General features: G+C 61.7%; 13 protein-coding genes. 7 read left to right on the forward strand and 6 right to left on the reverse strand.

Annotated elements, in window-relative coordinates; translation table 11 throughout:
- The first annotated feature begins 59 nt into the window (after positions 1-59).
- Both ACR0CG_RS16060 and ACR0CG_RS16065 read left to right on the forward strand, forming a co-directional pair.
- Positions 60-611: a F0F1 ATP synthase subunit B' gene (locus ACR0CG_RS16060; protein ID WP_480526220.1), complete on the forward strand. Its 552-nt coding sequence runs from the start codon at positions 60-62 to the stop codon at positions 609-611.
- Between the two features lie 5 nt (positions 612-616).
- Positions 617-1,177, forward strand: a complete 561-nt coding sequence (locus ACR0CG_RS16065; RefSeq protein WP_170611989.1) for a F0F1 ATP synthase subunit B — start codon at positions 617-619, stop codon at positions 1,175-1,177.
- An 82-nt stretch (positions 1,178-1,259) separates the two neighbouring features.
- On the opposite strand, the gene ACR0CG_RS16070 is transcribed toward ACR0CG_RS16065, so the two are convergent.
- Positions 1,260-2,030, reverse strand: coding sequence for a FadR/GntR family transcriptional regulator (locus ACR0CG_RS16070; protein ID WP_321250922.1), 771 nt, complete (start codon positions 2,028-2,030; stop codon positions 1,260-1,262).
- 158 nt (positions 2,031-2,188) lie between these two features.
- Here ACR0CG_RS16070 and ACR0CG_RS16075 point away from each other — a divergent pair, with 158 nt between their 5' ends.
- The 4 genes from ACR0CG_RS16075 (at position 2,189) to ACR0CG_RS16090 (ending at position 7,812) form a co-directional block, all read left to right on the forward strand.
- The gene (locus ACR0CG_RS16075) at positions 2,189-3,382 is read left to right on the forward strand and encodes an aminotransferase-like domain-containing protein (protein WP_480526222.1); all 1,194 of its coding nucleotides are present in this window, start codon (positions 2,189-2,191) and stop codon (positions 3,380-3,382) included.
- 42 nt (positions 3,383-3,424) lie between these two features.
- Positions 3,425-3,811: a hypothetical protein gene (locus ACR0CG_RS16080; RefSeq protein ID WP_170611984.1), complete on the forward strand. Its 387-nt coding sequence runs from the start codon at positions 3,425-3,427 to the stop codon at positions 3,809-3,811.
- Positions 3,812-3,952: 141 nt separating this feature from the next.
- Positions 3,953-7,408 carry a chromosome segregation SMC family protein gene (locus ACR0CG_RS16085; RefSeq protein WP_480526223.1) on the forward strand — a complete coding sequence of 1,152 codons (3,456 nt, stop codon included), beginning with the start codon at positions 3,953-3,955 and terminating at the stop codon, positions 7,406-7,408.
- 53 nt (positions 7,409-7,461) lie between these two features.
- The gene (locus ACR0CG_RS16090) at positions 7,462-7,812 is read left to right on the forward strand and encodes a hypothetical protein (RefSeq protein WP_170805946.1); all 351 of its coding nucleotides are present in this window, start codon (positions 7,462-7,464) and stop codon (positions 7,810-7,812) included.
- Positions 7,813-7,885: 73 nt separating this feature from the next.
- Here the strand turns inward: ACR0CG_RS16090 and ACR0CG_RS16095 are convergent, their stop codons facing one another.
- The 4 genes from ACR0CG_RS16095 to ACR0CG_RS16110 form a co-directional block, all read right to left on the reverse strand.
- Positions 7,886-8,569 (reverse strand): DUF1194 domain-containing protein, encoded by a 684-nt coding sequence (locus tag ACR0CG_RS16095; protein ID WP_480526225.1) that lies wholly within the window; start codon positions 8,567-8,569, stop codon positions 7,886-7,888.
- 146 nt (positions 8,570-8,715) lie between these two features.
- Positions 8,716-9,879, reverse strand: coding sequence for a lytic murein transglycosylase (locus tag ACR0CG_RS16100; protein WP_480526227.1), 1,164 nt, complete (start codon positions 9,877-9,879; stop codon positions 8,716-8,718).
- Positions 9,880-9,890: 11 nt separating this feature from the next.
- Complete coding sequence (gene cbiB / locus ACR0CG_RS16105; protein ID WP_480526229.1) at positions 9,891-10,811, reverse strand: adenosylcobinamide-phosphate synthase CbiB; 921 nt, start codon at positions 10,809-10,811, stop codon at positions 9,891-9,893.
- Positions 10,808-11,773: a threonine-phosphate decarboxylase gene (locus ACR0CG_RS16110; protein ID WP_480526230.1), complete on the reverse strand. Its 966-nt coding sequence runs from the start codon at positions 11,771-11,773 to the stop codon at positions 10,808-10,810. Before ACR0CG_RS16110 ends, cbiB begins: the two co-directional genes overlap by 4 nt.
- Positions 11,774-11,956: 183 nt before the next feature.
- On the opposite strand from ACR0CG_RS16110, the gene ACR0CG_RS16115 reads away from it, so the two are divergent.
- Entirely contained in the window at positions 11,957-12,319 is a 363-nt protein-coding gene (locus tag ACR0CG_RS16115) for a response regulator transcription factor (RefSeq protein WP_170611970.1), read from the forward strand.
- Here ACR0CG_RS16115 and ACR0CG_RS16120 read toward each other — a convergent pair.
- On the reverse strand, positions 12,301-13,290 hold the full coding sequence (locus tag ACR0CG_RS16120; protein WP_480526232.1) for a glutathione S-transferase family protein: 990 nt from the start codon (positions 13,288-13,290) through the stop codon (positions 12,301-12,303). The genes ACR0CG_RS16115 and ACR0CG_RS16120 overlap by 19 nt on opposite strands.
- Between the last annotated feature and the right edge of the window lie 161 nt (positions 13,291-13,451).

The raw sequence follows: 13,451 nt of genomic DNA on the forward strand, positions 1-13,451 counted from the left end.
GTGGGTCCAAGCCATAGCGGCCCACCTGTTGTAAAGACAACGTTCCGACGGAGGACATCATGGCGACTGAACCCATTAGCGAAGAAGTAGTTGGCTCGTGCGTCGACTCCTATGGCTCAGCCATCGGGATGCCGCAGCTCTGCTTCGATTGGTTCCCCAACCAGATTTTCTGGCTGGTCATTACGCTGGTCGTCATCTTTCTGGTCCTGTCCCGCGTGGCCTTGCCGCGCATCGCGGCAATCCTGGCTGAACGCCAGGGGACCATTACAAATGACCTGGCTGCGGCCGAAGATCTGAAGGCCAAAGCGGTCGAGGCTGAAGAGGCCTATAACAAGGCGCTGGCCGATGCCCGTGCCGAAGCGCAGCGTATCGCTGCCGAAGCACGCGCCGAAATCCAGGCCGATCTGGATGACGCGATTGCCAAGGCGGACGCGGAAATCGCTGCAAAGGCGGCTGAATCGGAAAAGGCAATTGCCGATATCCGTGCCGGTGCGCTGGAAAGCATTCAAGTGGTTGCCAAGGATACGGCAGCTGAACTGGTTACCGCACTGGGCGGCGAGGCGGATGCCAAAGCCATCGACGGTGCCGTTGACACGCAGATGAAAGGATAAGTGACATGCGCAACACTCTTGCTCTTATCCTGACCCTCGGTGCCGCCAGCCCGGCTCTGGCCGCGAGCGGCCCGTTCTTCTCGCTTGGCAATACCGACTTTGTCGTCCTTCTGGGCTTTATCGTCTTCATTGCGGTCCTGTTCTACTTCAAGGTTCCCGGCCTGATCGGCGGTGCCCTGGACAAACGGGCCGAAGGCATCAAGTCGGAACTCGACGAAGCCCGCGCCCTGCACGAAGAAGCCCGCAGCCTGCTGGCCTCGTACGAGCGCAAGCAGCGCGAGGTGCAGACTCAGGCAGACGCGATTGTGGCGGCGGCGAAAGACGATGCGGCACTGGCGGCGGAACAGGCCAAGGTCGATCTGGAGAAGTCCATTGCACGCCGTCTGGCAGCTGCACAGGATCAGATCGCATCGGCCGAAGCTTCGGCCGTGAAGGAAGTCCGTGATCAGGCCATTACGATTGCGGTATCCGCCGCGAACGCCGTTCTGGCCAAGCAGATGACTGCGACGCAGGCCAACAAGCTGATCGACGCATCCATTGCCGACGTTGGTGAAAAGCTTCACTAACCGTATCACATTGTGATCAAGGAAAACCCGAAAGCCGCTGGCCTTCGGGTTTTTTGTTTCCGTACAGTCCCGAGTTAAGCCGTCAGGGCTTGCCGGTTTCATGCTCCAGTCGCTGTTGGGCGATCGCCTCGTTCCGCAGCGCTTTCTGCTGATCTGCCAGACACTGTTCAACAAAGCTCAGATGCTGCTCGACCGCCTGCCGCGCCCCCTGCGGATCGCGGTCCTGCAGGGCGGTATTGATGGCGCGGTGCTGTTCCAGAATGGCCTCTCGGTTGGTGCGTTGCTGAAACATCACCTGTCGGTTGTAGAAGACGCCCTGACGCAGCAGATCGTACATCGACCGCATCATGTGCAGCATGACCACGTTGTGGCTGGCCTCGATGATCGCCATGTGGAACTGCGCGTCCAGGATTGCCTCTTCCTCGGCGGCGTTGCGGGCATGGGCGGCTTCCATCTTGTCGATGATCGCCTGCACCACCTTCAGATCGCTTTCTGATCCCAACCGGGCCGCGCGTTCGGCCGCCAGCCCCTCCATATCCCGCCGAAACGACAGATAGTCGAACACGGCCTCGTCATGGCTGCCGAACAGGCGGATCAGACCCGGCGAGAAGGCCGAGCCCAGAACATCGGCAACATAAATGCCAGATCCCGCTTTGGCCGTCAGCAACCCCTGATCCTGCAATTCCGATATCGCGTCACGCAAAGACGGGCGCGAGACACCCATCCGGTCGGCCAGTTCCCTTTCGGCCGGCAGGCGCTCTCCGGGGCGCAGGATCCCGCGCAATATCAGCAATTCGATCTGCCGGACCACGGCCAGAGATAGCTTTTCGCTTTGAACTTTGTGAAAGGGCATCGGTCATCACGTGAAATTGGTCAACTAACATGACCACGTATTCGGCCCATGTGCAAGAATGCGCCATCACGATGATTGAAATAAAAGGTCAGCAATGTTGACTTTAATGCAAACGTGAATAGCGTGCCGCCGTGACAGGGCTGAGGAGGTTGATTGTCATGGACAAGCTTTATGCCACCCGCGCATCCCGGATGAAGGCATCCGAGATCCGCGAATTGCTGAAACTGCTGGATCAGCCGGACATCATTTCCTTTGCCGGCGGCATACCGGACCCGGCGGTGTTCCCGGCGGACGCCTTTGCACAAGCCTTTCAGGCGGCGTTGTCCCCCGAACAAAGGGCGCAGGCTCTGCAGTATTCGGTCAGCGAAGGCTACGTGCCGCTGCGCCAGTGGCTGGCGGATCATATGCGTGCGATCGGGGTCGAATGCGGCATCGACAACATCCTGATCACCTCGGGGTCGCAGCAGGCGCTGGATTATCTGGGTAAGCTGTTCCTGTCGCCCGGGGACACGGCCCTGGTCGGGTGGCCCACCTATCTGGGCGCGCTGGCGGCGTTCAATGCCTACGAGCCGCGTTTTGACCAGCTCAGCATCAATGGCAACCGCGGGGCCGACGAATATGCAGCGGCAGCAGGTCAGGGCGCGGTCAAGTTTGCCTACCTGTCCCCGGATTTTGCCAACCCCACCGGCGAAACGGTCGACCTGCGTGGGCGCGAAACCCTGCTGGATCTGGCCGAGGATCTGGACTGCGCGATAATCGAGGACGGCGCCTATCAGGCCCTGCGCTATGACGGCGATCCGATCCCGCCCGTTCTGGCGCTGGAACTGGCCCGCAAAAGGTCGATCGAAGCGTGCCGCACCATCTATTGCGGAAGCTTCTCGAAAACCCTGTCGCCGGGCCTGCGCATGGGTTGGGTGGTGGCGGCCAAACCGGTGATTTCACGGCTGGTGCTGATGAAACAGGCCGCAGATCTGCATTCGGCCACGATCAACCAGATGGCGGTGCACCAGGTGGCACAAGCCTGTTTCGACACGCATATACCCTTGCTGCGCCGCGTCTATGGCGCGCGTCGCGATGCGATGCTGGCGGCGCTGAAGGAGCACATGCCTGAGGGTGTCACATGGACCCGCCCCGAAGGCGGCATGTTCATCTGGCTGACCCTGCCGAAAGAGATCAACGGCGCCGACCTGCTGGCGCGGGCATTGCAGACGGTGAAGGTTGCCTTTGTTCCGGGGCACGCGTTTTTCCCCGACGGCTCTGGCACAAACACCATCCGCCTCAGCTTCTCAAACTCGGACGAAGAGACCATCAGTGAAGGCGTACGCCGGTTGGGCGAGGCCCTGCGCGCCTGATCCGGAAAGGAAGCGTTAACCAGATTGCCGCAAGACTGCGGCATGATCCGTTTGCTTGCCCTGTTGCTGCTGGCGGCCTGTTCGGCTGGCACGCCCTATTTTCGCAACCTCCCTGCCACCCGCGTTGCCGTCAACGGCAGCGTGTTCGATGTGCGTGTGCGCAACGAACTGGCCGAGGCGGTGCGGGTGAACACGCAATATGCCCCGCGTCTGGGACCGATCCGCGATCGCGCGGCGCTGGCCATGGCGCAAGTATCGGGCTGCCCGATCCTGGACGTGCTGGGCGATGCCGCAGTGACGGTCGGCGTTCTGGGCTGCGACCGGGAAATGGGCGAGCGGCTATTGCTGACGGCGATCTCGCGTCCGAACTATGAATGTATCAGCTATGGGGGATTCGACTATGCGGTGTATGAATGCACCCCTTATTGAAACGCGCGGATTGTTGCGAGATTTGGCAAGATATTGTGGATAACTCGGATCATTGGTCCATATACTGCGTATCTCCGTTGACACCTCCCCCTTCGGTTGCGCAGACTTCCTACTCATAGGAATCACGGGACCCAGCGGCCATTGCGCTTTAGCAAACTCAAACTGACCGGCTTCAAAAGCTTTGTTGATCCGACCGATCTGATCATCGCGGACGGGTTGACGGGTGTGGTGGGTCCGAATGGATGCGGGAAGTCCAATCTGCTCGAGGCACTGCGCTGGGTCATGGGGGAAAACCGCCCGAAATCCATGCGCGGCGGCGCTATGGAGGATGTGATTTTTGCCGGCGCTGCCACGCGCCCCGCCCGCAATTTCGCCGAAGTGGTCCTGACCATGGACAACTCGGAACGTCTGGCGCCATCCGGGTTCAACGAGAGCGACCAGCTTGAGATCGTCCGCCGCATCACCCGCGATGTGGGCAGCGCCTACAAGACCAACGGCAAGGACGTGCGCGCCCGTGACGTGCAGATGTTGTTCGCCGATGCCTCGACCGGTGCACATTCACCGGCGCTGGTCGGCCAGAACCGCATTGCCGAACTGATCAACGCCAAACCCCGCGCGCGCCGCCGCATTCTTGAAGAGGCGGCGGGTATCTCGGGCCTGTATCAGCGCCGGCACGAGGCCGAGCTGAAATTGAAAGGAACCGAAGCCAACCTGACCCGGGTCGATGATGTGCTGGAACAATTGGGCACCCAACTGGCGCAACTCGCCCGTCAGGCCCGCCAGGCCGCCCGCTATCGCGAGATCGGCGAACAACTGCGGCAGGCTGAAGGGATGTTGCTGTATCGTCGTTGGAAAGAGGCCGACATGGCCCGCCAGCAGGCCGAGGAAAAACTGCGCGACCGCATCACCGAAGCCTCGCGCGCCGAGGCCGAAGCCCGCGCGGCTGCCGCCAAACGCGCCGAGATCGAAGAAACCCTGCCACCGCTGCGCGAGGAAGAAGCCATCGCCGCCGCCGTCCTGCAGCGCCAGCAGGTTCAGCGCGACCAGCTTTCCGATCAGGAATCCCGCGCACGCCAAACCATCGAAACCCTGACCAACCGCATCAAGCAACTTGGCAACGATATCGAACGCGAAGCCGGGCTGAACCGCGACGCAGGCGAGATGATCGAGCGTCTGGAATGGGAAGCCCGTGAGCTGGCCAAAGCGGCCGAAGGTCATGACGACAAAGTCTCCGAGGCGGCCGAAATCGCGCGCGAAGCCGCATCCGTGCTGCAGGACCGCGAGGATCACCTGTCGCAGGAAACCGAGGACATGGCCCGCCTCGTCGCGCGCCACCAGTCGGCGCAGCGGCTGGTCGAGGACAGCCGCAAGACCCTGTCCCGCTCTGAGGCCGAAGAAGACAAGGCGCGCGCCGCCGTGGATGAGGCCAAAGCTGCCCTGACCCGTGCCAGCGAAGCCTTTGAGGCCGCGCAGGACGGTGAGGAAGAAGCCCGCGAAGCCGCCGAAGCCGCCGAGGAAGCTCTGGCCTCCGCTGACGAACTGCGCAACGACACGCAGGCCCGCGAGGCGGAAGCCCGCGCGCAAAGGTCCGAAGCCGAAGGGGAGTTGGGGGCCATTCGCGCGGAAACCATGGCGCTGGCCAAACTGGTCGAACGGGATACGGCCGAAGGCGGGCAGGTGCTTGATCTGCTGCGTGTGGCGCCGGGCTATGAAAAGGCGCTGGGGGCTGCGTTGGCCGACGATCTGCGCGCGCCCCTGGTCGAAGGCGACGGTCCTTCCGGCTGGGTTCAGGTTGCGGGATATGACAATGATCAGCCCTTGCCCGACGGTGCGGAACCGCTGGCGCTGCATGTCTCGGGGCCGGATCGCCTCAGCCGCCGGATTGCGCAAATCGGGTTGGTGGATGCCGATCTGGGCGCGCGACTGCAAGCTTCTCTGAAGCCCGGCCAGCGGTTGGTGTCGCGGTCCGGCGATTTGTGGCGCTGGGACGGTTTCAGGGCCTGGGCCGAGGATGCGCCAAGCGCGGCGGCCCTGCGGCTTGAACAGCTCAACAAGCTGGAAGCGCTTAAGCAGGAACTGACCCGTACCGAAGCGCAGGCCGATGGTGCCCGCGCCGCGCACGAGGCGCTGTCTCGGAAACTGGCGGATGTGACCGAAGCCGATCGCCGCGCGCGCGAAGCCCGCCGTGCCGCCGATCAGCGCATGGCCGAAACCGCCCGCCTGCTGAGCCGGGCGGAGGCCGACCGCAACCTGGCGCAGGGCAAGCTGGAAACCCTGTCCCTTGCAGTGGATCGCCATACAGAGGACGCCATGTCCGCCCGGGTCCAGTTGCGCGAGGCCGAAGGCGCATTGAGTGGTCTGGGCGACCTCGACAGTGCCCGAGCGCAGGTCGAGGACATCAAGCAGACGGTCGAGGCGGCGCGGATCACCATGCTGACCCACCGCTCGACCCATGACGAATTGCGCCGAGAGGGCGAGGCGCGGACCCGACGCTCGCAAGAAGTGACGAAAGACCTCAGCGGCTGGAAGCACCGTCTGGAGACGGCGGAAAAGCGCATCTCGGAACTGGCTGAACGCAAGGAAAGCTCGGAAGAGGAACTGTCCGATGCTATGGCCGCCCCAGGCGAGATTGCCGAGGCCCGCGAGGAGTTAAACGAACTGATTGAGGCGGCCGAGGCCCGCCGGACCGAGGCCGCCGACAAACTGGCTGAGGCCGAGATCCAGCAGCGCGAGGTGGTCCTGGCCGAGCGCGAGGCGGAACGCCATGCCTCGGAAGCCCGCGAATCCCGCGCCGCCGCTGAAGCGCGCTGTGATGCGGCGAAAGAAAGCGTCGTTGCCGCAGCCGAACGCATTGCCGAGGATCAGCAACTGACCCCGAACCAGCTGCTGAACCAGTTGGACGCGAACCCCGACCAGATGCCCGCCGCAGATGCGCTGGAGGCCGAAGTGAACCGCCACAAGCGTCAGCGCGACGCCATGGGCGCGGTGAACCTGCGTGCCGAAGAGGACAGCAAAGAGGTTCAGGAGGAGTTCGACACCCTGAACAGCGAAAAGGCCGATCTGGAAGAGGCGATCAAGGCCCTGCGCAGCGGGATCGCCAGCCTCAACCGCGAAGGACGCGAACGGCTGCTGACCGCATTCGAACAGGTGAACGCGAACTTCGCCATGCTGTTCAAGCACCTGTTTGGCGGCGGTGAGGCCAATCTGGTCATGGTCGAAAGCGACGATCCGCTTGACGCGGGGCTTGAGATCATGTGCCAGCCGCCGGGCAAGAAACTCTCGACCCTCAGCTTGCTGTCGGGCGGTGAACAAACGCTGACGGCGACGGCGCTGATCTTCGGCGTCTTCCTCGCCAACCCCGCACCGATCTGTGTGCTGGACGAAGTCGACGCGCCGCTGGATGACGCCAACGTCACGCGTTTCTGCGACCTGCTGGACGAGATGTGCCGCCAGACCGACACGCGCTTCCTGATCATCACCCACCACGCCGTGACCATGGCGCGGATGGACCGGTTGTTTGGCGTCACCATGCAGGAACAGGGGGTCAGTCAACTGGTGTCGGTCGACCTCAAAAAAGCCGAGCAGATGGTCGCCTGATCCATCACTGCAATGTCATGCCCAATTCAGAGCCGCGCAGGGTAGGGTGGGGCATGACCCGTTTTCTGATCATTGCCCTGCTGACCGCCAGCCCGCTTGCGGCTGCAGAATGGACCACCAAACCCGGAGACGTCCCCCTGAGCGCGCAGGAATTGGACGCATTGGCGGGCCGCACGCTGACATTCTACGACGACGGAAAATCGAAATACTCGGTGGGTGGGGCCTATTCCTACACCTACGCCAGCGGCGAATCCGCGTATGGCACCTATTCCATCGCGGAGGACGGCAGCGTTTGCATCGCCTATCGCAACGGCTTCAGCCGCTGTGACCTGTATGTCCGCAGTGGTGAACGGCTGATCCTGATTGATCAGAAAGGGAACCGCTATCCGGTGCGGCCGGAGTGAGAGCGAGGCGTGCACCGTCGATCATTTCATCCACTGGCTGCAAGCGGGGCTAAGCTGCCTTGCGCTTTATTTACTATCGCGTTGCAAGCAGCTGATCTTGGAGTTCCCGTAGCAGCTTTCTCTTCATGGCCCGCGCGTAGTCCGCATAGCCGTTCGCGATTTCTACAAATGCGCCGGGCCCAGAAATTACATGGTTCGCATAGTAGGCTTGAACCTCTGTCTCGGCACCTTCGATCACTAGCCCGTTGACAGTCACGCGCTCGAAAGGAAAGTGTCTGTAAGCGCTTTCTGGCGGGTAGCGGTGGTTGTGGATGCCATCACCGGAAACATCGAGAACAAGCCTGTCACACCAAGACACCTCGCTAAGTTTAGTCGCTCCGAAACTAAGCGCAGCCCCTATTGCGGTTGGATATTCGGCCGCTCCGCGCTGATGGACGAACAAGCGCTCAATGAACCCGGATAAATCCTGTTCGTTGTGAATAAATTTCCAGGGAGAGATGATCGTTTGCTGGTAGTAACCACTCCATTCGTAGGCCATCAGCGCAACCGCATCAGGTCTGGACAGGATCACGCTTCGTACTGATGGGTCGGACAGTGCGGCAGCCAGGCCTTCACGCTGCATTTTGTATTCGGCATCGTCCACGCTGACCGAAACATCGAGTGCAAAAGCAAGGGCAGTCGAGCATTCTGGTTCTTCTGCTGTTGCCGGGCAGGTCGGCAGCAGCGCCAATAGGGCAATGCGTGCCAAAGGGATCATCGTGAACCGCTCCTTTGCAACGTGTTTGATGAAAGAACGATAGCATATCGCCCGGGATTCGTCAGAATCGGCGTTGCCAGAACACTTGAAGCTTCGGAACATCCTTCTGTGATATGTTCCGGTCTGGGTTCAAAGCAGAGATTTGATCACAACCGCCCCAGCAATTCCGCCGTTGGCCACGCATCCGCAGGCAGCCCCAACCGAACCTGTTCGGCCTGCACCGCAGCGCGTGTTCCAGCGCCCAGAATGCCATCGATCTTGCCCACGTCATGCCCGCGCGCCTGCAGCTTGCCCTGCAACTGCTTCATTTGCGCACCGGACAGCCCCTGCGCCGGATTGCCCGCATTGTAGATCTGCGCGCCTTCCAGGCGGGTGCCGAAATAGGCGGCGGTCAGAACATAGACAAAGCTCTGGTTCCATTCGAAATAAACGTCGAAATTCGGAAAGGCCAGAAAGGCCGGGCCGTTGTGACCCTGCGGCAGGATCAGCGAGGCGGGCAAATCCGCCAACGCCCCATCGCGCGCCTGAACGCCCATCGCCTGCCATTCTGACATGGGCCGCGGTTTGCCGGGGCCGGTCAGCGACCAATCCATCTGCGCAGGTACCGTGACTTCCTGCAGCCACGGCTGACCCGGTTGCCAGCCCAGATGCGACAGCATCTTTGCCCCCGACATCAGCGCATCGGGCGCGGATGTCTTCAATGAGACCTTGCCGTCGCCGTCCCCATCGACACCGTTTTCCAGAATGTCACGCGGCAGCATCTGCACCATTCCGATCTCGCCCGCCCATGCCCCGGTGGTGCGGGCCGGGTCGAAATTGCCTTGTTGGTACAGCTCGATTGCCGCGAAGATTTGCGGCCGGAACAGTTCGGGGCGGCGGCAGTCATGGGCCAGCGTCACCAGCGCGTTGCGGGTGTTGAAATCGCCCTGAAACGCGCCGTAATCGGTCTCGAACGCCCAGAACGCCAACAATACCCCGCGTGAGACGCCGTATTCCCGTTCGATCCGGTCGAACACAGCATCGTATTTGCCTGACATGGCCTTGCCCCGGTCGATCCGGTTCTGCGAGATCAGGCGGCGGGAAAACTCGATGAAGGGTTTCTGGAACACGCCCTGAGCCCGGTCGGCTTTCAGCACAGCTCCATCCTGCTGAACACCATTAAAAAAGCCGTCCACGGTGGATGTGTCGAATCCCTGTTCAATGGCTTCGTCTTTCAGGCCCTTTACAAAGGAATTGAACCCGCCGCCGCATTGGGCAAAGGCAGGGGCGGCAAACAGGGTGGCGGCGATCAGGCCGGAAAGAAAACGCATGAGTGTGTCCGTCAGAAAATAAAGTTAAGCCCAACCCACACTGACACGAGGCCCAGCGCAAGCCCCCAAACCCGCCAAAGCATGTCACATGCGCGGAAAACCTCTGTCGCGCCGATCTCGCGCGGGGCTTCGCCGTTGACCCAGGCCAGATCGCGCACCTGCCCGTCGTAGCTGCGCGGTCCGGCCAGTGCCACGTTCAGCGCCCGCGCCATAGCGGCTTCGGGCCAGCCTGCATTGGGCGAGATGTGTCTGTGTGCATCCCCTGTAATTTCAGGCCAGCGGTTCCATTGTCCCGACAACGCCACGATCATCAGACCGGTCAGCCGGGCCGGGATCAGGTTCAGCAGATCGTCGAACCGGGCCGCGGCCCAGCCGAATTCCCGATATTTGTCGTTGCGATAGCCGATCATGCTGTCGGCGGTGTTCACGGCCTTGTAGATCAGCAGGCCCGGAAGCCCCGCGACCAGAAACCAGAAGGCCGGCGCGATCACCCCGTCGCTCAGGTTCTCGGCGGCACTTTCGATGGCCGAGCGTGCGACCTGCGCCTCGCTCATGTCGCGTGTATCACGTGACACGATCATCGCGACCTTCGCGCGCCCTTCGGGCAGGGATACTCGCAACCCGTTCGCCACATCCTTCACATGCGACACCAGCGATTTCTGCGCCAGCAGGATGGCGCAGATCACGACCTCGGCCATCCATCCCAGAAACGAAAGCGCCCAGCCAATTAGGACCGACGCAACAACCAGCAGGGCGACAACCCCGACACCCTTGAGCCGTCGCATGGCCCCATGGTTCAGGCGCTTGTTCAGCCAGCCGATTGCATTGCCGATCACAACCGCAGGGTGACGCAACCGCGACCACAGCCAGTCCGGTTCACCCAGCGCAGCGTCCAGGGACATGGCGCAGATCAGCACGAACGCGCCAGTCACAGCGCGGCCTCAAGCCTGTCCCAGCCGTTGGCGGGCGGCAGACCAAGACGCAGGTAGGTTTCGGAATAGGGAAAGATGCGGCTCCAGATATGGGCCTTGGCCAGACGGTCCTGCCAGGCGGCGGCATTGTCCACCTCGTAGAGGCGGAACAGGGTCGTTCCACCGACCAGCCTTGCGCCCTTGTGCGTGACCAGCCTGTCCAGCTGTGCGGCTTCGTCACTCAACCTTGCATGGGTGGCCTCGGCCCAACCGGTGTCCTGCAGCGCCCGGGTTCCGATACGCAGGGCCGGACCCGATACCGCCCATGGCCCGGTCAGATCGTTCAGTTGGGCGATCATGTCCTTCGGACCGACGGCAAAGCCCAGCCGCAACCCCGCCAGCCCCCAGAACTTGCCAAAGCTTTTCAGAACGATTGTGCCGGGACGGTTCGACAGACGGATCAGAGAGGCGCCGGGTGTGACGTCGCAAAAGCTCTCGTCAATCACAGTCAGCGGGGAATTGGCGTCGCGCTCGGCCCAGATCCGGCCATCCGGGTTGTTGGGGTGCACGATCACCCGGGCCTCGGCCGCGCCGTCCCCGGTGACCGTCCAGCCCTGTGCGGCAAACGCCGCCGCGTGTTCATTATAGGTGGGCATCGTGATCCGGACCCGCCCCGTCGCTGCAAGCGCGGGAATGCGGGCGATCAGGGCCGACGCGCCGGGCGCGGGCAGAATCGCGGCCTCATCGGGAACCGACCAGAACTGTCGCGCAGCCTGAGTGAGAAGCTCGAACGCGCCGTGATCGGGCAGTTCCGTCCAGTCCGATGGCACCAGCCCGGACACATCGTAGGGATGAGGGTTGATCCCGGTCGACAGATCAATCCAGCCGCTGCGCATGCCGCCATAGCACCGGATGGCCCCGTCCAGCCCGCCGCCGTGATCCCGGTTGCTGCGCGGGTTCAGGTTGTTATCGCCGCCGATCATGTGAATTCTGCCCCAAAACGCCCGATTCAGCCCGCTTCAAGCGGATTTTTGCCTTTTTGACAAGCAAATCCGCGTGATCAGAGCCCCTCAGGGCCGTCATTAACACTTTGTTAAGGAAATCGCGTGATCACGAATTACGGGGGTCGGCACCGTTCACCTTATCAAGTGCCGAGGTTGTTGCAAATGAATGTTCTGATTGTTGAGAGTAACCCCGACCTTGGTCGGGTCTGGAAAAGGCATCTGGAAAGACAAGGCGCGATCGTTACGCTCGTCGCCGGGCAGGAGGCTGCGATCCTTGCGCTTTACGGAACGGCCTTTGATGTCATCGTGCTTGACCTGGTTCTGGAAACCGGCAGCGCGCTGGCGGTTGCGGATTTCGCCAGCTATCGCCGCCCCGAGGCGCGGGTGATCTTTGTCACCAACACCACGTTCTTCTCGGACGGTTCGATCTTTGCCCACAGTCCCAATGCCTGCGCTTATGTGCAAAGCGAAACGCCGCCAGAGGATCTGGCGGCGATGATCGAGCATTACGCAGCGGGTCGCTGATCGCGCCGGTGCGGTTCTGAATAATCCAGCACCGGGTTCACGGGAATGATGCGATGCGGGTTTATGCTGTCGTGGCTGTAGTGATAGTGACGCACAATGTGGTTCATGTTCACAGTCTGCGCGACGCCCGGCCACTGATAAAGTTCGCGCGTATAGGCCCAGAGGTTCGGGTAATCGATTAGACGGCGTTTGTTGCACTTGAAATGCAGATGATAGACCGGGTCGAACCTGATCAGAGTGGTGAACAGACGCCAGTCGGCCTCGGTAACGCGGTCGCCCATCAGATAGCGGCTCCGGGTCAGCCTCTCCTCCAGCCAGTCCAGCGTGTCGAACAACGGATGCACGGCCGCGTCATAAGCTTCCTGTGTGGTGGCAAAGCCTGATTTGTAGACACCGTTGTTGACGTCGGAATAGATGCGGGCGTTGACCGCTTCGATCTCATCCCTCATCGCCTCGGGCCAATAATCATCGGTATTGCCGGTGATCCCGTTGAAGGCGCTGTTAAACATCCGGATGATTTCCGAGCTTTCGTTCGACACGATCGTCTCCTGCGCCTTGTCCCAAAGGATCGGCACGGTCACTCGGCCCGAATAGGCAGGATCGGCTTTGGTGTAGATTTGATTCGCATGGGTCAGACCATAAAGCGTGTCGCCCGTGGCACCTTGCGCGTCCGGTTCGAATGTCCACCCCTGATCCAGCATGTCCGGGTTGACCACCGACACGGAGACATGATCACGAAGACCCTTCAGTTCCCGAAAGATCAGCGTGCGGTGCGCCCAGGGGCAGGCCAAACTGACATACAGGTGATAGCGCCCGCTTTCTGCGGCGAACCCGCCTCTGCCCGACGGGCCGGGGCTGCCATCAGCGGTCAGCCAGTTGCGAAACTGCGCGGCCGAGCGTTTGAAAGCTCCGCCGGTTGATTTGGTGTCATACCAGGTGTCATGCCACGTGCCGTCGATCAACAGGCCCATATCGGCTCCTCCGTTTGCAGTTCCCCTAAACATATGATGCCGCGCCGAACCTTCCTACGTCACCAAGCGCGCAACCGGTCTGCGCCCGTGCACATCCGGCGCTGGGATTTTCGTGCAACAGATCATTGGCAAGCCGCGCCATGTGACCCGGTTCACTGGAT

Source organism: Ruegeria sp. AB8 (assembly GCF_056542605.1).

Coding starts and splice junctions, on each gene's coding strand:
- ACR0CG_RS16060 (WP_480526220.1), top strand. CDS start 60: ATGGCGACTGAACCCATTAGCGAAGAAGTAGTTGGCTCGTGCGTCGAC.
- ACR0CG_RS16100 (WP_480526227.1), bottom strand. CDS start 9,879: ATGCGTTTTCTTTCCGGCCTGATCGCCGCCACCCTGTTTGCCGCCCCT.
- ACR0CG_RS16075 (WP_480526222.1), top strand. CDS start 2,189: ATGGACAAGCTTTATGCCACCCGCGCATCCCGGATGAAGGCATCCGAG.
- ACR0CG_RS16080 (WP_170611984.1), top strand. CDS start 3,425: ATGATCCGTTTGCTTGCCCTGTTGCTGCTGGCGGCCTGTTCGGCTGGC.
- ACR0CG_RS16090 (WP_170805946.1), top strand. CDS start 7,462: ATGACCCGTTTTCTGATCATTGCCCTGCTGACCGCCAGCCCGCTTGCG.
- ACR0CG_RS16110 (WP_480526230.1), bottom strand. CDS start 11,773: ATGATCGGCGGCGATAACAACCTGAACCCGCGCAGCAACCGGGATCAC.
- ACR0CG_RS16070 (WP_321250922.1), bottom strand. CDS start 2,030: ATGCCCTTTCACAAAGTTCAAAGCGAAAAGCTATCTCTGGCCGTGGTC.
- ACR0CG_RS16095 (WP_480526225.1), bottom strand. CDS start 8,569: ATGATCCCTTTGGCACGCATTGCCCTATTGGCGCTGCTGCCGACCTGC.
- ACR0CG_RS16065 (WP_170611989.1), top strand. CDS start 617: ATGCGCAACACTCTTGCTCTTATCCTGACCCTCGGTGCCGCCAGCCCG.
- ACR0CG_RS16120 (WP_480526232.1), bottom strand. CDS start 13,290: ATGGGCCTGTTGATCGACGGCACGTGGCATGACACCTGGTATGACACC.
- ACR0CG_RS16115 (WP_170611970.1), top strand. CDS start 11,957: ATGAATGTTCTGATTGTTGAGAGTAACCCCGACCTTGGTCGGGTCTGG.